The sequence below is a fragment of the Bradyrhizobium sp. MI1.11 genome (assembly GCF_055811255.1).
On sequence record NZ_JBVVPM010000039.1, the window covers coordinates 50,718 to 69,424 of the forward strand.

The window sequence follows — 18,707 nt, forward strand, 5'->3', positions numbered from 1 at the left end:
TCCTGTCGAAGGTCCGGCCGAGCCGGGCCCTCGCCCCAAAATTCCAAAACCAGGCCGCTGCCGTCCCTGTGACCCGCCTATGCGGGTGTTCCCGAGCCCTTTACCCGTGGTTCTTGTCTTGGCCCGGCCTTCTGCTAGAGAGGACGGGCATCTGAACAACCGGTTTGTCCCGATTTTCCGGCCGGAAATGTCGGGAGAGCTTGAAGGAAACGCCGGGGACGACACGGCAGTTGCAGTGTCGAACAACCGGGTTAATGAGGCCTCAACGGCCGGCCTTTGGCGACAGAGGCGGCTCGCAACGCCTCATGAGGGCAGGACATGTCGGTGAAGAAAAAGCCCCTCGTCGTCGTGACGCGCAAGCTTCCGGACTCGATCGAGACCCGGATGCGCGAGCTATTCGACGCGCGGATCAATCTCGACGACGCGCCGATGTCGCCCGAGCAGATCGCGGAAGCCGCCCGCACGGCCGATGTGCTGGTCCCAACCGTGACCGATCACATCTCCGCCGACATCGTCAACCAGCCCGACTGCAGGCTGAAACTGATCGCGAATTTCGGCAACGGCGTCGACAACATCGATGTCGAGGCCGCGCATGCCCGCGGCATCACCGTCACCAACACACCGAAGGTTCTGACCGAAGACACCGCCGACATGACCATGGCACTGATCCTCGCCGTGCCCAGGCGGATGATCGAAGGCGCCTCGATCCTGACGGAAGGAAAACCCTGGCCGGGCTGGTCGCCGACCTGGATGCTCGGCCATCGCATCGGCGGAAAGCGCCTCGGCATCATCGGCATGGGCCGCATCGGCCAGGCGGTCGCACGCCGCGCCCGCGCCTTCGGCTTGCAGATCCACTATCACAACCGCCGGCCGGTGGCGCCGAAGATCGCCGAAGAGCTGGGCGCGACCTATTGGGAAAGCCTCGACCAGATGCTGGCTCGAATGGACATCATCTCGGTGAACTGTCCGCACACGCCGGCGACCTACCATCTGCTGTCGGCGCGCCGGCTGAAGCTGATCCGCAAGGACGCCTACATCGTCAACACCGCGCGCGGCGGGGTCACTGACGAGGACACGCTGATCAAGCTGATCGAAGGCGGCGAGATCGGCGGCGCCGGCCTCGACGTCTACGAGCACGAGCCCGCGGTGAACCCGAAGCTGGTGCGGCTCGCCAAGGCCGGCAAGGTGACGCTGCTGCCGCATATGGGCTCGGCCACGATCGAGGGCCGCGTCGAGATGGGCGAGAAGGTGATCATCAACATCCGCACCTTCCTCGACGCGCACAAGCCGCCGGATCGCGTGCTGCCGAGCATGCTCTGAGTTCAACTTTCTGCGCGATAAGCTCTCCTGCCTCATCCTGAGGAGACCGCGTAGCGGTCGTCTCGAAGGATTGCCGCAGGCGAGATCCGGGCCTTCATGGTTCGAGACGCGCGTTCCGCGCTCCTCACCATGAGGGTCTGCTATCCTCGGGCGTTTCGCTTGCGCCAGTCGGCGACGAAATCGATGAAGGCCCGCAGCGCCGGCGGCGTCTGGCGCCGGCTTGGATAGTACAGGAACGGTCCGGAAAACGGCTCGCACCAGTCTTCAAGCAGTCTGACCAGCGCGCCCGACTTCAGGGCTTCGCCGACGTAACCATCAAGCGTCGCCCAGATGCCGGCTCCGTCGAGCGCCGCGCGCATGGAGAGGCCCATGTTGGTCGAGATCAGCTTTGCCGGCGGGTCGACTTTCACCAGCTGACCGGCCTTCTCGAACTCCAGATCATGCATGACACCGCTGGAGTAGCGGGCGCGGATGCAATCGTGGTCGAGTAGATCCTTCGGATGCTCAGGCTTGCCGCGGCGTGCGAGGTAATCGGGCGAAGCGACCACGACATAGCTCTGCGGGCCGCTCAGCGGGATCGCCACCATGTCCTGCGCGAGATGCTCGCCATAACGCACGCCGGCATCGAAGCCCGCGCTGACGATATCGACGAACCCGCTCTCGGAGACGATGTCGAGGTCGACCTGCGGATAGGCCTTGAGGAACGGCCCGACCATCGGCGCCAGCACGAGATCGACCGCAGGCGGCGGCGCGTTGATGCGCAGCCGGCCCGAGGCCACCTCGCGCAGGCCCCGGACCTGATCCAGGGCGTCGCCGACATCGCGCAGCGCCGGCGCCACGCGCGACAGCAGCAACTCACCCGCCTCGGTCAGGGCGACGCTACGGGTCGTGCGGTTCATCAGGCGGACGCCGAGGCGCTCCTCCAGGTCCCGCAATCGCTGGCTAAGGCTCGACACCGACACGCGAATATCGATCGCCGCACGCCGGAAATTGCGGGTGCGGGCGACCGCCACGAAGACGTCGAGATCACGCAGGTCGGGCTCGGGCATTGTTCGCCACTGTGAACAAGCCATTCTCGATTGTCCAGCTTATCGGCGTAATCGATCAGGCGCATATCTGGCCTCGTCACGCGGCGCAGTCACCGCCTTTTCGAGGAGAGCCATCATGGAACAGCGCAAACTCGGTTCAACCGGCCCCACCGTCTCAAGCCTCGGCCTCGGCTGCATGGGCATGTCCGAGGTCTACGGCCCCGCCGATCGCGGCGAGAGCATCGCCACGATCCACGCGGCGCTGGATGCCGGCATCACCCTGGTCGACACCGGCGATTTCTACGCCATGGGCCACAATGAAATGCTGGTGCGCGAAGCGCTCAAGGACGTGCCGCGCGACAGGGTGCAGATCAGCGTCAAGTTCGGTGCGCTGCGCGGTCCTGCCGGCGAATTCACCGGCATGGACACGAGACCGGCCGCAACGAGGAACTTCCTGGCCTATTCGCTGCAGCGGCTCGGCACCGACTACATCGACGTCTACCGTCCGGCGCGGCTCGATCCCAACATCCCGATCGAGGAAACCATCGGCGGCATCGCCGATCTCGTGAAGGCCGGCTACATCAAACATATCGGACTGTCCGAGGTCGGCTCCGACACCATCCGCCGCGCGCATGCCGTGCACCCGATCGCCGATCTCCAGATCGAATATTCGCTGATCGAGCGTGGCATCGAACGCGACATCCTGACGACCTGCCGCGAGCTCGGCATCGGCATCACGGCTTACGGCGTGCTGGCGCGCGGCCTCATCAGCGGTCATTGGTCGAAGGACTCCGGCAAGGCAGGCAAGGATTACCGGCTGATGACGCCGCGCTTCCAGGGATCGAATCTCGAGGTCAATCTGGCTCTGGTGGAGCAGCTGCGCACCATCGCCGCCGAGATTGGCGCGACGCCGGCACAGGTCGCGATCGCCTGGGTGGCGGCGCAAGGGAAGGAGATCGTGCCGCTGGTCGGCGCCCGCACCCGTAACCGCCTCAGCGAGGCACTTGGTGCGGCCAAGGTCACGCTGACGCCAGCTCATCTCGCGATGCTGGCAACGGCCTTCCCGCCCGATGTCGCCGCCGGTACGCGCTACGCCGCCGAGCAGATGGCGCATCTCGACAGCGAGAAGCCGGCCACGGCGTAGCGGCTGCGATCAAGTGCGATGGGCGCTGAGATCGGTGATCACAGGCCCATCGCCATTGAGCGGATTGGCCGGATCGCGCGCGTAACGCAGCGTCTCGAAGCGCATCGCGCGCGCATCGATCATGAGGAGACGGCCAACCAGGCCGTCGCCAAAGCCGACGATCTCGCGGATCGCCTCCAGCGCCATCATCGAGCCCATCACACCCGCCAGCGCGCCCATGACGCCGGCTTCGGCGCAGGCCGGCACGGTCCCGGGCGGCGGCGCCTCCGGGAACAGGCAGCGATAGGTCGGATTGAATTCGCCCTGCGCGTTCTTCTCATGCGCACGGATGGTGGTCAGCGAGCCATCGAAGGTGCCGAGCGCCGCCGTGATCAGCGGCCTCTTGGCGAAGAAGCAGGCGTCCGAGGCCAGATAGCGGGTCGAGAAATTGTCGGAGCCGTCAAGCACGAGGTCATAGTCGCCGATCAGCGCCAGCGCATTGTCGGCATTGAGCCAGGTGGCGTGGCCGACGAAGCGGACATGCGGATTGAGCGCCGTGATCCGTTCGGCCGCGCTCTCGACCTTGTGCCGGCCGATATCGGGCGTGGTGTGAATGACCTGGCGCTGGAGGTTCGACAGCGACACCACATCGTCATCGACCACGCCGAGCGTACCGATGCCGGCGGCCGCCAGATACATCAACGCGGGCGCACCGAGCCCGCCGGCGCCGATCACCAGCACGGAGGCCCGCTTCAGCGCAGCCTGGCCGGGACCACCGACATCGCGCAGCACGATATGGCGGGCATAGCGTTCGAGTTCGTCCGGGCTCAGCATCGTCCTACGCCTCTCCTACTACGCTCTCGCTGTCGATCCTCATGGTGAGGAGCGCGGAACGCGCGTCTCGAACCATGCAGGCCCTGCTATGGCCGCGGGCGATCCTTCGAGACGCGGCCTTGAGGCCGCTCCTCAGGATGAGGGCCTGAGTCCACGGCTTCTATCGCCGGCCTGAACCACCGCAACATTGTTCGCGACCAACGAGATGTGCTTCAATGGCATTGCGTTCAATGGGCTGGCTGGATTTGTCATGAGATCGATGCTTGCGGCAACACTGATGTTTGCGGCTGCGACAGGCGCGAACGCCCAGATGACGACACCGCAGATGCCCGGCACCAAGCCGAAGCCGGTCCAGACCGTTCCGATCCGGCCTCCTGCATTGCAGACGCCGGCTGCGACGGCCGATGCCATGGCGCAGGCGGAGCGGCTGTCGCTGCAGTCCGACCTCGCCTGGGTCGGCCAGTACAACGGCGCCATCACCGGTGACGTCAGCGCGCGCCTGGTCGAGGCGATCAAGGAGTATCAGAAGGCCAAGGGCGGCAAGCCGACCGGCGTACTCAATCCGCAGGAACGCGCCGCGCTCGCCGAGACGGCGCGGCGGAAGCAGGACAGCGTCGGCTGGAAGATCGTTACGGAAATGACCAGCGGCGCGCGGCTTGGCATTCCCTCAAAGCTGGTGCCGCAGCAGGCGACCGACGCCAACGGCTCGAAATGGACCTCGCCCAATGGCACGGTGCAGGTGCTGCTCAGCCGCCGCAAGGAGGCGAGCCCGACCACAGCCAAGCTTGCCGAAGCGGAGAAGAAGGAGCCGGGTCGCAAGGTCGACTACACCGTGGTCAAGCCCGACTTCTTCGTGCTGTCGGGTCTGCAGGGCCTGAAGAAATTTTACATGCGCGGCACTTCTCGGGGTGATGAAGTCCGCATCATGACGATCCTCTACGATCAGGCGACCGAGAACACGGTCGAGCCGGTCGTGATCGCGATGTCGAGCGCGTTCAACGCGTTTCCGTCAGGGCCGCAAGCCGGGCCGCCGCCGCGCAAGACCGTCGAGTATGGCACCGGTCTCGTCGTCAGCGACGATGGCGCGATCGTCACCGACCGCCTCGTCACCGATTCCTGTCTCGCGATCACGATCGCCGGCTATGGCAGCGCCGACCGGCTCGCCGAGGACCGGGAACACGACCTCGCGCTGCTGCATATCTACGGGCCCCCGGCCTGAAGCCCTTCAGCCTCGCCGCCGGCGCGGCAAAGACGAGTATCGATGTCATCGGTATCGCTGATCCGCAGAGCCAGGGCGGAGCCGCCGGTGTGTCAAGCCTCAAGGCCGCGCTGGCATCTGTCGGTGGCGGCGATTCCCCGCTCTCACCGCCGCCGGCCGTCGGCTTCTCCGGCAGCCCCGCCATCGACACCGACGGCAAGTTCGCAGGGATCGCACTGTTGAAGCCGGCGATGGTCGCAGGACCCGCGACAGCGGTGCCGGCGTCGCAGGCGGTGATGGTCTCCGCGGAGACGGTGCGTGATTTCCTGAAAGCGAATGGTGTCGCGGCGAACGGCACGTCCACAGATGCGACAGCCGCCGTTGTGCGCGTGATCTGCGTGCGCAAGTAACTCTCGTGTCACGGGCGCGGTGCGGCATGAGATGCCGCTGCGCTGTGTCCGGGGCACGCGATCAACTCGTCAGCGCACACGGCACACGTACGAGTACGGGTCCAGTAATGGTACGGATTCGCTGGCTTTTCCGATTCCGCCATCATCGTGACTGCTGATTCGGACCTCCGCGATCCCCTTTGGATCGGGCCGGCACGTCCTGAGCGAGAAGAGCTCAGCATCGAGATCGATGCACGTTCGCGTGGCGCTTCCCTGACCCGAGCACTCCAAAGGATCTTCAATGCACACGATCGTACTGGCCACCCAAAAGGGCGGCAGCGGCAAGAGCACGCTCGCCATCGGCCTCGCGCTGGCAGCCAAGCAGGCCGGCTTCACCGTTCGCCTCATCGAAACCGACCCGCAGGGCACACTGTCCAACTGGCAGCGCCGCCGCACCACCGACGATCTCGTCGTCGAGCCGATCTATCACGCCGCCGACATCGAGCCGCGCCTGAAGATGCTGGCCGACAGCGGCCTCCAGCTCGCGATCGTCGATACCGCCGCCGGCCTCAGCGCCGCGACCACCGCCGCGATCCGCCATTCTGATCTCTGCCTGATCCCGGCCCGCCCGAGCGTCGCCGACATCGAGGCGACCGTTTCGACGCTGAGCGTCGCGCGTGCCTGGAAGCGGCCTTACAGCTTCGTCCTGAACCAGACTCCGATCCGCGGTCAGCGCATCGACAATGCCGCCAACACCCTCGCCGAGGAAGCAGCGCTCGATCTCGCCGAGGTGCTCGCGCGCCCGCTGATCGGGATGCGCAACGACCACCAGGACTCGCTCGCGAGCGGCCTTGCGGTGAGTGAATTCGCGCCGAACGGCAAGTCGACCGAGGAGATCCGCGGCCTCTGGCATTGGATCGAGACCCGGCTCGAGCTCGCCGCCACCACCAATGTCCTGATCGACCAGGTCATCGCGGCCGCGGACGGAATGTTGCACGTGGCCGCCGAGCTAGCGGCCGACGAGACCACGACACTGGCGTCCTGAGCGGGGCAATCGCTCAGACGCCATCCGGCCCTTCACCATCCGGAAGGGCCCCAGCGACGGAGCAATCCGGCCACCAGCCCGGCCGGATTGCTTCGCTTCGCGTTTTTGAGAGGACTCCATCCATCGGCATTGCGAGCACAACGAATTCGCTTTCGTAGCCTGGATGGATCGCACCATCGCGCCCCTCTGGCTCAATCCAACCGCACATTGCCTTTATCGCGCAGCCAGGCTTCACGCCGCACGATCCATTTCTCTGCTTTCGACTGTCCGCCGTGATGCGCGAGCTCGACGAAGCCGACGAACTCTGCACCGGTCTTCTGCTTGACCCGGCGTGAGGCCTCGTTGGTGGCCGCGTTGCAGACGTAGAAATGATCGAGGCCCAGTGTAATGAAGGCGAAGTCGTTCACCGCGGCGACCGCTTCCGTCATCAACCCGCGGCGCCAGTAAGGCTCGGCCAGCCAAAAGCCGCGATGGCCTTTCAGGCCTTCGGCACGGGGCCGGAAATGAATGTTTCCAATCGCCTCATCATCGCCGCCCTTCAGCACCAGCACCCAGAGATAAATCTCCTCTCCGGCTGAGACCTTGTCGAACTGCAGCTGGACGAAAGCTTCTGCGCCATCGGCTGGATACGGCCAGGGTACGACGGTGGAGAGATGCCGAATGATATTCCAGTTGTCGAAATGGCGCTGGATCGCCGGCGCGTCGGATAGCGCGAGCGGACGCAGGATCAGCCGTTCGGTTTCAAGTTGCGGCGTCTGCATGAGCAGCTATTTTTGACATTTCGGACACCAGAAGGTCGACCGGCCGTTCTGCGTGAAACGCTTGACGATGCCGCCGCATCGCGGCGTGGTGCATTTCTCGCCCTCGCGGTCATAGACCTTGAACGAGTGCTGGAAATAGCCGAGCTCGCCCGAGGTCTGGCGGTGGTCGCGCAATGACGATCCGCCGGCTTTGATCGCATCGTTCAGCACGGTGTGGATCGCGCCGACCAATCGCTTTGCGTGGTCCGTCGTCTCGCCCTTCTTGGTCGAGAGTGTCGCCGCGATCCGGCGCGGCGACAGATGCGAGCGATGCAGGGCTTCGCAGACATAGATATTACCGAGCCCGGCGACCACGCGCTGATCGAGCAACGCGGCTTTCAGGCTCGTGGTCTTGCCTGCGCAGGACCGCGCCAGCATCGCTGCGTCGAATTCGTTGCCGAGCGGCTCGGGGCCGAGCCCGCGCAGCAGTGGCTCGTCGTCGAGCGCGCTGCGCGCGATCACTTTCATGTAACCGAAGCGGCGCGGATCGTTGAAGATGATGTCGGCGCCGGAGGACATCCGAAACAGCACGTGATCGTGCGTGGAGTCCTTGGCTCGCGGATAGTGAAACTCGCCGGGCGCTACCTCGTTGTCCGGCTTGATGACGCGAAACGAGCCCGACATGCCCAGATGCATCAACAGCACGTCGCCGGAGGCGAGATCGGCCATGAGATATTTTGCACGGCGGCCGAGCCCCGTGACGACCTGCCCCTTCAGTCGGGCCACGAAATCCGGCTGGAAGGGAAAGCGCAAATCTGGCCTGCGGGCCTCCGCGACCAGGATTTTTGCGCCCTCCATGACAGGCTGAAGGCCGCGGCGGACGGTCTCGACTTCGGGCAATTCGGGCATGGTCAGGCATTCACCTTATGAGGGCGGTGTGATAGCGCCATTGCGGCGGGCGCGCTATGGTCCGCCTCGTGGAGTAGAGTAATGGATCGGCCGGGCGAAACCACGCATTTTGGCTTCAGGGACGTGCCCCTGGGCGACAAGCAGACGCTGGTGAACGATGTGTTTCACAGCGTGGCGTCGCGCTATGATTTGATGAACGATTTGATGTCCGGCGGCCTGCATCGGGTCTGGAAGGACATCATGATCACCGCGCTCGACCCGCCGCGAGGCGACCGGCCGTTCGCGCTGCTCGACGTCGCCGGCGGCACCGGCGACATCTCCTTCCGCGCCGCCAACGCCGCAGGCCCCGGCTTCCATGCCACCGTCTGCGACATCAATTCCGGGATGCTGGAGGTAGGCCGCGAGCGCGCCGCCAAGCGGCATCTCGAGACCCAGGTCGATTTCGTCGAAGGCAATGCCGAAGCGCTCGCTTTCGCCGACCGCAGCTTCGACGCATATACGATCGCTTTCGGCATTCGCAATGTGCCGCGGATCGATCTCGCGTTGGCCGAAGCCTATCGCGTGCTCAAGCCAGGCAGCCGCTTCCTCTGCCTGGAATTCTCCACCGTCGAGATGCCCGGGCTGGATCGCCTTTATGACCTGTTCTCGTTCAAGGTGATCCCGCCGCTCGGGCGCATGATCACGGGTGACGCCGAGTCCTACCAATATCTGGTCGAGTCGATCCGCAAGTTTCCAAGACCCAACGCCTTCGCCGACATGATCCGTGACGCCGGCTTCGCCCGCGTGAACTGGCAGATATTGTCCGGCGGCATCGTCGCACTGCATTCGGGCTGGCGTTTGTGATCTCTGCCATAACCCATAGTGCGCGCCTGATGCGCGCCGCGTTCGTCTTTGCGCGCGAGGGCGTGTTCGGCGCCGTCGATCCGAGCCTGGTGCCGCCGCCCGGGCAGCTCGCGCTGAAGCTTGCGCGCATCATCGAGCGGCGCGGTCCGAAGCACGGCCCGCGGCTGTCGCGTGCGCTGACCCGGATGGGCCCGGCCTATCTCAAGCTTGGGCAATTTCTGGCGACCCGCCCCGACGTCGTCGGCGTCATCATGGCGCGCGACCTCGAAAGCCTTCAGGACCGCCTGCCGCCGTTCTCGCAAGCCGAAGCGGAAGCTGTGATCGCGACCTCGCTGGAACGGCCGCTGACCGATGTGTTCGCGAGCCTCAGTGCGCCGGTCGCAGCCGCCTCGATCGCACAGGTACATCGCGGCGAAGTCCTGCGCGACGGCATCCGCAAGGCGGTCGCCGTGAAAGTGCTGCGGCCCAACGTGGCCGCACGCTTCCGCCGCGACCTCTCCGACTTCTTCTTCGTCGCATACAAGGCCGAATCCTATTCGTCCGAGGCGCGGCGCCTGCGCCTCATCGAGGTCATCAACACCATGTCGCGTTCGGTCGCGATGGAGATGGACCTGCGCCTCGAGGCCGCGGCGCTGTCGGAAATGGCGGAGAACACGCGCGACGATCCTGATTTCCGCGTACCGACCGTCGATTGGGACCGTACCACGCATAACGTGCTGACGATGGAATGGATCGACGGCATCGCGCTGAACGATCACAAGCGCCTGGCAGAATCGCAGGTCGACCTGCCCGATCTCGGCCGCAAGGTGATTCAGAGCTTCCTGCGCCACGCGCTGCGCGACGGCTTCTTCCATGCCGACATGCACCCGGGCAATCTGTTCCTGGATGATGCGGGTCGCCTCGTCGCGGTTGATTTCGGCATCATGGGCCGGCTCGGCATGAAGGAGCGGCGCTTTCTCGCCGAAATTCTGCTCGGCTTCATCACCCGCGACTATCGCCGCGTCGCGGAAGTGCATTTCGAGGCAGGCTATGTGCCCGCGCATCACTCGGTCGAGAACTTCGCGCAAGCGATCCGCGCTATCGGCGAGCCCATTCACAACCGCACGGCGGAAGAGATCTCGATGGCGCGGCTGCTGACGCTGCTGCTCGAGGTCACCGGCCTTTTCGACATGACCACACGGCCCGAGCTGATCCTGCTGCAGAAGACCATGGTGGTGGTCGAGGGCGTGGCACGCGGCTTCGATCCCAAGCTCGACATTTGGAAGGTCGCCGACCCCGTGGTGCGGGAATGGATCGAGCGCAATCTCGGCCCGATCGGCCGGGTCCAGGGCGCGATCTCCGGCACCGGCGATCTCGCGCGCATCCTGATGCGTCTGCCTGATATCGCCGAGCGCTCGGTAGCGGTGCTCGAACAGCTGGAGACCATGACCCGTGACGGCATCCGGCTGTCGCCGGAGAGCATCGCGGCGATGGGCCGCAGCGAGGGCCGCAAGAACCGTTGGCGCACCGTGGCGCTCTGGATCATTGCCGCGACCTTCATTGGCATCCTGATCGCCGTCCGGAATCTTTGATTGCAGTGCAATCACACAGATGCTAGCATCGCTATCATTTGTGCTGGAGGGGCGTCATGGCGAGCCTGACCATTCGCAAGCTCGACGAAGGCATCAAAACTTACCTCAGGCTGCGCTCGGCCAAGAACCGCAGGTCGGTCGAGGAAGAGGTCCGGGTCATCCTCGGGGAGCTGATCGAAGGCCGTGAGGAGCCCCTGACGCCGTTCACGGCGCCGCCCGCGGCCTTCACCACCCCGATTCCTCAACGCACCGGCGCCGTTCCAGAAGCCAGCGTCACCCTGATCATCGGCGGCGGGATCGCGGCGTACAAATCGCTCGACCTGATCCGAAGGCTCAAGGAGCGGCGGATCGAGGTCCGCTGCGTGCTGACCAAGGCGGCGCAGCAATTCGTCACCGCGCTGGCCGTGAGCGCGCTCTCGCACGAGCGCGTCTACACCGACCTGTTCGATCCCCAGAGCGAGTTCGACGCCGGTCATATCCGGCTGGCGCGGGAGTGCGACCTGATCGTGGTGGCGCCTGCGACCGCGGATTTGATGGCCAAGATGGCCAACGGCCATGCCGACGATCTCGCCAGCGCCATCCTGCTCGCGACCAACCGCAAGGTCCTGCTCGCGCCGGCCATGAATCCGCTGATGTGGAACAACGCGGCGACGCGGCGCAATGTCGCGCAGCTTCAACGCGACGGCGTGATGTTGATCGGGCCGAATTCCGGCGAGATGGCGGAAGCAGGTGAAGCCGGCATCGGCCGCATGTCCGAAGCGATCGAGATTGCGACCGCCGCCGAGCGGCTGCTGCGGCCGCCGGTGCCGCGCCCACTCGCCGGCAAGCGCGTGCTGATCACCGCAGGCCCGACCCACGAGCCGATCGACCCGGTGCGCTACATCGCCAACCGATCCTCCGGCAAGCAGGGCTTTGCGATCGCCGCCGCCGCACAGGCCGCGGGCGCCGAGGTGATCCTGGTCAGCGGCCCGGTCGATCTCAGCGATCCCCAGGGCGTGACGGTCAAGCATGTGGAATCGGCGCGGCAGATGCTGGAGCAGGTGCAGGCCGCGCTTCCCGCTGACATCGCGATCTTCGCCGCCGCAGTCGCCGACTGGCGGGTCGTCAATGAAGGCGAGCAGAAGCTGAAGAAGACCTCGGCCGGCATGCCGCCGCTCCAGCTGGTCGAGAACCCCGATATCCTCGCGACGATCTCGAAACTGACCGACAAGCGTCCGCCACTGGTGATCGGCTTTGCCGCCGAGACCGAGCACCTCATCGACAACGCGAAGTCGAAGCTTGCCCGCAAGGGCTGCGATTGGATTGTCGCCAACGACGTCTCTCCCGCAACCGGCGTGATGGGCGGGGACCGCAACACCGTGCACCTCATCAGCCGCAACAATGGTGCCGATAACGGCGAGATTGCAGTTGATTCCTGGCCGGCGATGACCAAGGAACAGGTCGCCATTGAACTGGTCGCGCATATCGCAAAGAGCGTGACCGGCAAATCCCGGGAGCCCGCATCTTGAGCACCAAAGTCACCGTCGAACTGCAACGCCTGTCCCACGCGGAAGGGCTGCCGCTGCCGGCCTATCAGACCAATGATGCCGCCGGTCTCGATCTGATGGCGGCGGTGGCCGAGAACGAGCCGCTGACGCTTGCGCCCGGCCAATATGCGCTGGTGCCGACGGGCCTCGCGATAGCGTTGCCGCCGGGGTACGAGGCGCAGGTGCGGCCGCGTTCGGGCCTTGCCGCCAAGCACGGCGTCACCGTGCTGAACTCACCGGGCACGATCGACGCGGACTATCGCGGCGAGATCAAGGTGATCCTGATCAATCACGGCCAGATCGCCTTCGTGGTCAAGCGCGGCGAGCGCATCGCACAGATGGTGATCGCGCCAATGGTGCAGGCCGCGCTGGTTCCCGTGGCGACCCTGTCAGCGACCGACCGCGGTGCCGGCGGATTCGGCTCGACCGGTCGCTAGGCGCGGTGACGCGCTGAAGTCGAATCGAGTCCGACATCGGCGCTCTCTCCGTTCCCTCCCCCACAAGGGGGGGAGGGAACGCACCTCCGTTGGAGCGCCAATCGAGTCTCATCTCATTGGTCGCTCGCGCACGACAATCCCAACCGAATCATCCCGACGAACGACGCGGCCCGGAACACCGCGCCCCGCATTTTTTTGGGGTCGCCGTTGCGTTCACGGTCTGGACTCTTACCGGTGGAGTCACGGTGAGGGTATTGTCGTTTGATTCGCGCGCGACGGGGGTCGCCGCGCGCAAATTCGTGCGATCTTGGGGCAACTATGTCAGGCGTGATCGTGTCGATGCGTCGGACGCTGCTGTCGTGCACATCGCTCGTGCGCAACGGCTTGTTGGGAAGCGCTCTCGCAGCGCTGCTGCCGGCTGCGCCGGCTGAGGCCGCCGACCTCGTCGACACACTCTCAGCATTGCTGGATTTCAACCGGCAGGAGCTCGCGGTGCTGGCCACCGCGCTGGCCTTGCTCGGCTTCTCGGTGGTCGCCGCGATCCTCCTGATGCGCACGCGCGTGCGCACGGCGAAGAATGAGGCGCGGCTGCGCGCCCGGATCGGGGAACTCCAGCTCCAGGCCGACCGCTTCGGCGCACTGCTGTTCGCCGAGCCGCAGATCCTGATCTCCTGGCCGGCCGGCGACAATCGCGCGCAGATCTCCGGTGACATCTCCATGGTGCTGCCGCGCGACTCCTCTCCACAGCGCGTGCTCGCGTTTGGAACCTGGTTGCCGCCGGAACCGGCGCTCCGGATGGATCACGCCGTCGATGCGCTGCGCGACCGCGGCGACGGGTTCCAGCTGACGCTCACCACCGCGCATGGCCACACGCTGGAGGCTATCGGCCGCGCCATCGGCGGCCAGGCCATCGTCAGGATTCGCGAGCTCTCAGGGCTCCGCCGCGATCTGGCCGAGACCAATCTCCGTTACAAGGCCCTCTCCGACGAGACGGAAATGCTGCGCGGCTTCGCGACCGCCGCACCCTGGCCGATCTGGGCCAAGGGCGAGAACGGCGCGCTGGCTTACGCCAACCCCGCCTATGTCCGTGCGACCGAGGCGGCCAGCATCACCGACGCCCAGGAGCGCAAGCTCGAGCTGCTCGACAGCGCCGACCGCACCGCGATGGAGCGGGGGCTGAAGGAAACGGCCAATTTCACCTCGCGCCTGCCGATCGTGATCGGCGGCGAGCGGCGCATCTACGACGTGCGCGCCGTCAATGTCGGCGGCGGCAATGTCGGCGTTGCCATTGATGCCAGCGAAGCGGATGCCTTGAGCTCGGCGCTGGTGCGGATGGCGGAAGCGCATCGCCGCACGCTCGACCAGCTCTCCTCCGGCGTTGCCGTGTTCGACGGCCAGCGCCGACTGGCCTTCTACAATGATTCCTACCGTCAGCTGTGGGACCTCGACCGCAGCTTTCTCGACGCCAACCCTGACGATTCCAGCGTGCTCGACAAGCTCCGCGCCGCGCGCAAATTGCCGGAGCAGCCGGACTTCCGCGCCTGGAAGGCGAAGCTGCACGAGGCCTATCGGGCGGTCGAGGCTGCCAAGGACACCTGGTACCTGCCCGACGGCCGCGCGCTCTCCGTCGTCACCACGCCGAACCCCGAAGGCGGCGTCACTTATCTGTTCGACGACGTCACCGAGAGCCTCGAGCTTGCCCGCCGCTTCGACGGCATGATCCGGGTCCAGCGCGAGACGCTGGACAGCCTCGCCGAGGGCGTCGCGGTGTTCGGCAGCAACGGCAAGGCGCAGCTGTTCAACCCGGCCTTCGTCCGGATGTGGAAGCTGTCCGCTGACGCCATGCGCGACGAGCCGCACATCCAGACCGTCGAGGGCTGGTGCCATCAGCTGTTCGATGACGCGATCGTCTGGCGGCAGATCCGCGAGGCCGTCACCTCGATCGAGAGCCGCGCCGACGTTCCGCTGAAGCTGGAGCGCAAGGACGGCAGCGTGCTCGACGGCATGATCAGGCCCCTGCACGACGGCGCCACGATGCTGACGTTCCAGGACATCACCGACACCGAGAACGTCGAGCGCGCGCTGCGCGAGCGCAACGAGGCGCTGGAGGCCGCCGACCAGATGAAGGTGGATTTCGTCCACCACGTCTCCTACGAGCTGCGCTCGCCGCTCACCACCATCATCGGCTTCGCGCATTTCCTCAGCGATCCCTCGACCGGGCCGCTGACGCCGAAACAGGCCGAATATCTCGACTACGTCACCAAATCGACCAATGCGCTGCTGGCGCTGACCAACAACATCCTGGATCTCGCCACCATCGACGCCGGCGCCATGAAGCTGGAACTCGGCCCGGTCGACGTCAGCAAGACCATCGAGCTCGCCGCCGAGGGTCTCCAGGACCGGCTCGCCACCGACCGCATCCGCCTCAAGGTCGAGATCGCGCCCGATGTCGGCAGCTTCACCGGCGACGAGAAGCGCGTGGTGCAGGTGCTCTATAACCTCCTTGCCAATGCCGTCGGGTTTTCTCCACCGGATTCCACCGTCGGCATCAGCGCCCGCCGCACCGAACGCAGTGTGGTCTTCACGGTGACAGATTCCGGGCCTGGAATACCTGCCGACATGAAGGACAAGGTGTTCAACTGGTTCGAGAGCCGCTCGCAGGGCTCGCGTCATCGCGGCGCCGGGCTCGGCCTGTCGCTGGTGCGCTCCTTCGTCGAGCTGCATGGCGGCAACATCCGGGTCGATTCGATCGTGGGCAGGGGCACGGTCGTGATCTGTGATTTCCCGACCGACCAGGCGGCGCATCGCGACGCCGCCGAATGACTGCGCCAGCCACATTCTGCGTCGCGCTCCACAACGAGACGGCCACTGCGCAACTGATGGCCGACCTCGCGCTGCTGGTCGGCCCCGGCGACGTCATCACGCTCACCGGCGATCTCGGGGCCGGCAAGACCGCGGCGGCGCGGGCCATGATCCGCTACCTCGCCGGCGACGATGCACTGGAAGTGCCGAGCCCGACCTTCACGCTGGTGCAGGGCTACGAGCTGCCGCCATTCCCGGTGATGCATGCCGACCTCTACCGCGTCGAGGACGAGAGCGAGCTCGAAGAGATCGGGCTGTCGCCGCTGCCGGAAGCAACCCTCGTCCTGATCGAATGGCCGGAGCGCGCGCCCTCGGCGATGCCTCAAGACCGCATCGACATCGCGCTGACGCACCGGCCGGCACTGGGCTCGAACGCACGCGCCGCCGACATCACCGGCCATGGCAAGGCTGCCGCCATCGTCGCGCGGCTAAAGGCGCTGCGAGAATTCCTCGATGCATCCGGCTACATGGAGGCAACGCGCAAGCGGATGGCAGGCGACGCCTCGACGCGCTCCTATGCGCGGCTGCTGCGCGACGACGAGATCGTCATCCTCATGAACTCGCCGCAGCGCCCGGATGGCGCTGCGATGTACAACGGAAAATCCTACAGCGCCGCGGTGCATCTCGCCGAAAACATCAAACCCTTCGTCGCCATCGATGAGGGCCTGCGCGCGCAGGGAATCTCCGCGCCCGCGATCCATCATTCCGACCTCGACCACGGATTCCTGATCAGCGAAGACTTCGGCAGCGAAGGCGTGATTGAGGGCGATCCGCCCCGCCCGATCACCGAACGCTACGAAGCCGCCGTCGATTTGCTAGCCGTGCTGCACGGCAAGACGCTGCCGGAGACGCTGCCGCTCGGGGGGCAGACCTACGCCATTCCCGTCTTCGATACCGAGGCACTGCTGACCGAAATTGGGTTGATGCCGGAATGGTACCTGCCCGATCGCAACGCGCCGCTGGACGACGGGAAGCGCGCCGAATTTTTCGCGATGTGGCGCGAGCTGCTGCAGAAGCCGCAGGCCTCGCCGAAGACGTGGATCATCCGCGACTATCACTCGCCGAACCTGATCTGGCTCGGGAATCGCACCGGCATCGAACGCGTCGGCGTGATCGATTTCCAGGACACCGTGCTGGGGCCGCAATCCTACGACGTGGTGTCGCTGCTCCAGGACGCCCGCATCGATGTGCCCGAGGCGATCGAACTGACGCTGCTGTCGCGCTACATCAAGGCGCGCCGCGCCAGCGCCGCGAGCTTCGACGCGGCCGGCTTCGCGGAGCTCTACGCCATCATGTCGGCGCAGCGGAACACGCGTCTGCTCGGCACCTTCGCCCGCCTCAACCGCCGCGACGGCAAGCCGCATTATCTGCGTCACCAGCCGCGGATCTGGACCTATCTCCAGCGCTCGCTGGCGCATCCCGCGCTCGCCCATCTGCGCGACTGGTATCTCGCCAATGTCCCGCCACCCCGAAGGCCGGCCCAAGGCTGAGGCCCAAGGCTGAAAAGGCTAGCAGGGGCGGAAAAGGCTGATTCGGGGCCCGATTTACCGGCTGTTAGCCAAGACACCGGTAATCTAGCGGCGAGGCAGCCGGATGATTACGGGGCTGGAGCAGGGCAGATGGCGGTGAAGACGGACCAGCGCGGCAACAGCCGGGTTGTTTTCGAACGCGGGATCGCAGCCCAGATGATGGGTATCGACGGCACCTGGCGGCGCGATTGCACCATGGAGGACGTCTCCGACAGCGGCGCCAAGCTGACCATCGACGGCTCAGTCGAAGGCTTGCATCTGAAGGAGTTTTTTCTGCTGCTGTCGTCCACCGGACTTGCGTACCGACGCTGCGAGCTCGCCTGGGTCAATGGCGACCAGATCGGCGTCAACTTTCTCAAGCTCGGCGACAAGAAGAAAAAGACGCGTTCCACATCCATCGGGGCGTAACGGCAACACCCGTCGTACAAGCGTCACGGCAGGTGGTTAAGGCGATTAAGACGCGGTGCGGTCAGTCGAACCTCGTGTTAGGATTGCTGCGAACGCGAAATCAGTAGGTCTGAGAAAGCGAAGGATGTCCGTCAAACCGACCAAAGCCATGGTGCTCGCCGCAGGGTTCGGCCTGCGCATGCGTCCGTTGACGGACAAGATGCCGAAACCGATGGTTCCGGTGGCCGGCCAGCCGCTGCTCGACCACGTGCTCGACAAGCTCGCCCACGCCGGAGTGAGCGAGGCGGTGGTCAACGTGCACTACCTGCCAGACCAGATCATCGATCACACCGCATCCCGCCAGCATCCGCGCGTGACCATCTCGGACGAGCGCAACCAGGTGCTCGGCACCGGTGGCGGCGTGGTCAAGGCACTGCCGCTGCTCGGGGACGCACCGTTCTTTCACGTCAATTCCGACACGCTGTGGATCGACGGCGTGCGCTCGAACCTGACGCGGCTCGCCGAAAACTTCGACCCTGAGCGCATGGACATTTTGCTGCTGATGGCGCCGACGGCGACCAGCATCGGCTATAGCGGCCGCGGCGATTACGGCATGCTGGCGGACGGCGCCCTGCGCAAGCGCAAGGAAAAAGAGGTCGTTCCGTTCGTCTATGCCGGCGCGGCGATCCTGTCGCCGTCGATCTTCGCCGATGCCCCCACGGGCGAGTTCTCGCTGACCAAGATGTTCGACCGTGCCAACGAGCAGGAGCGGCTGTTCGGCCTTCGCCTCGACGGCGTCTGGATGCATGTCGGCACGCCTGATGCCGTCCACGCGGCCGAAGAGGCGTTTCTGGAGAGCGTGGCGTAGGGCCGCTCTCGCGCACGGTGCCGTAGCAACCATTAAAGGCTAGGCGGCTTTTTCGATCCAGGGCGTGCCCCGTTGCACGACAGTATTGGCGTAGATCA

The 18,707-nt window shown here is 65.5% G+C and carries 15 protein-coding genes and 1 pseudogene; 12 read left to right on the forward strand and 4 right to left on the reverse strand.

The window, feature by feature from the left end; genetic code table 11:
• Positions 1-318: 318 nt before the first annotated feature.
• Complete coding sequence (locus AC0L30_RS30120) at positions 319-1,320, forward strand: 2-hydroxyacid dehydrogenase (protein ID WP_007598360.1); 1,002 nt, start codon at positions 319-321, stop codon at positions 1,318-1,320.
• Positions 1,321-1,460: 140 nt separating this feature from the next.
• On the opposite strand, the gene AC0L30_RS30125 is transcribed toward AC0L30_RS30120, so the two are convergent.
• Positions 1,461-2,369: a LysR family transcriptional regulator gene (locus AC0L30_RS30125; RefSeq protein WP_007598362.1), complete on the reverse strand. Its 909-nt coding sequence runs from the start codon at positions 2,367-2,369 to the stop codon at positions 1,461-1,463.
• Positions 2,370-2,484: 115 nt separating this feature from the next.
• On the opposite strand from AC0L30_RS30125, the gene AC0L30_RS30130 reads away from it, so the two are divergent.
• Positions 2,485-3,492, forward strand: a complete 1,008-nt coding sequence (locus tag AC0L30_RS30130) for an aldo/keto reductase (protein ID WP_473405860.1) — start codon at positions 2,485-2,487, stop codon at positions 3,490-3,492.
• A 9-nt stretch (positions 3,493-3,501) separates the two neighbouring features.
• On the opposite strand, the gene AC0L30_RS30135 is transcribed toward AC0L30_RS30130, so the two are convergent.
• On the reverse strand, positions 3,502-4,305 hold the full coding sequence (locus tag AC0L30_RS30135) for a HesA/MoeB/ThiF family protein (protein ID WP_473405861.1): 804 nt from the start codon (positions 4,303-4,305) through the stop codon (positions 3,502-3,504).
• Between the two features lie 250 nt (positions 4,306-4,555).
• Between AC0L30_RS30135 and AC0L30_RS30140 the strand changes: the two are divergent.
• Both AC0L30_RS30140 and AC0L30_RS30145 read left to right on the forward strand, forming a co-directional pair.
• A pseudogene (locus AC0L30_RS30140) lies at positions 4,556-5,913 on the forward strand (serine protease).
• 280 nt (positions 5,914-6,193) lie between these two features.
• Entirely contained in the window at positions 6,194-6,937 is a 744-nt protein-coding gene (locus tag AC0L30_RS30145) for a ParA family protein (protein WP_007598370.1), read from the forward strand.
• Between the two features lie 191 nt (positions 6,938-7,128).
• On the opposite strand, the gene AC0L30_RS30150 is transcribed toward AC0L30_RS30145, so the two are convergent.
• Together AC0L30_RS30150 and mutM are read right to left on the reverse strand one after the other, a co-directional pair.
• Entirely contained in the window at positions 7,129-7,698 is a 570-nt protein-coding gene (locus AC0L30_RS30150) for a GNAT family N-acetyltransferase (protein WP_473365436.1), read from the reverse strand.
• 6 nt (positions 7,699-7,704) lie between these two features.
• Positions 7,705-8,586 (reverse strand): bifunctional DNA-formamidopyrimidine glycosylase/DNA-(apurinic or apyrimidinic site) lyase, encoded by an 882-nt coding sequence (mutM, locus tag AC0L30_RS30155; protein WP_007598373.1) that lies wholly within the window; start codon positions 8,584-8,586, stop codon positions 7,705-7,707.
• 81 nt (positions 8,587-8,667) lie between these two features.
• Between mutM and ubiE the strand changes: the two genes are divergently transcribed.
• The 8 genes from ubiE to AC0L30_RS30195 all read left to right on the forward strand — a co-directional run bounded on the left by ubiE (position 8,668) and on the right by AC0L30_RS30195 (position 18,609).
• Complete coding sequence (ubiE, locus tag AC0L30_RS30160) at positions 8,668-9,429, forward strand: bifunctional demethylmenaquinone methyltransferase/2-methoxy-6-polyprenyl-1,4-benzoquinol methylase UbiE (RefSeq protein WP_007598374.1); 762 nt, start codon at positions 8,668-8,670, stop codon at positions 9,427-9,429.
• Positions 9,426-11,000 carry a 2-polyprenylphenol 6-hydroxylase gene (gene ubiB, locus AC0L30_RS30165; RefSeq protein ID WP_473405862.1) on the forward strand — a complete coding sequence of 525 codons (1,575 nt, stop codon included), beginning with the start codon at positions 9,426-9,428 and terminating at the stop codon, positions 10,998-11,000. The genes ubiE and ubiB overlap by 4 nt, the downstream gene beginning before the upstream one ends.
• A 56-nt stretch (positions 11,001-11,056) precedes the next feature.
• On the forward strand, positions 11,057-12,508 hold the full coding sequence (coaBC, locus tag AC0L30_RS30170) for a bifunctional phosphopantothenoylcysteine decarboxylase/phosphopantothenate--cysteine ligase CoaBC (protein ID WP_354200280.1): 1,452 nt from the start codon (positions 11,057-11,059) through the stop codon (positions 12,506-12,508).
• Entirely contained in the window at positions 12,505-12,963 is a 459-nt protein-coding gene (gene dut, locus AC0L30_RS30175; protein WP_473405863.1) for a dUTP diphosphatase, read from the forward strand. Before coaBC ends, dut begins: the two co-directional genes overlap by 4 nt.
• A gap of 318 nt (positions 12,964-13,281) precedes the next feature.
• A complete protein-coding gene (locus tag AC0L30_RS30180) occupies positions 13,282-15,786 on the forward strand; it encodes a sensor histidine kinase (protein WP_007598392.1) in 2,505 nt (834 codons plus the stop codon).
• Positions 15,783-17,315 (forward strand): tRNA (adenosine(37)-N6)-threonylcarbamoyltransferase complex ATPase subunit type 1 TsaE, encoded by a 1,533-nt coding sequence (gene tsaE / locus AC0L30_RS30185; protein WP_473405864.1) that lies wholly within the window; start codon positions 15,783-15,785, stop codon positions 17,313-17,315. The genes AC0L30_RS30180 and tsaE overlap by 4 nt, the downstream gene beginning before the upstream one ends.
• Positions 17,316-17,444: 129 nt before the next feature.
• On the forward strand, positions 17,445-17,762 hold the full coding sequence (locus AC0L30_RS30190; protein WP_007598394.1) for a PilZ domain-containing protein: 318 nt from the start codon (positions 17,445-17,447) through the stop codon (positions 17,760-17,762).
• A gap of 124 nt (positions 17,763-17,886) precedes the next feature.
• The gene (locus tag AC0L30_RS30195; RefSeq protein WP_007598395.1) at positions 17,887-18,609 is read left to right on the forward strand and encodes a nucleotidyltransferase family protein; all 723 of its coding nucleotides are present in this window, start codon (positions 17,887-17,889) and stop codon (positions 18,607-18,609) included.
• The last annotated feature ends 98 nt before the right edge of the window (positions 18,610-18,707 follow it).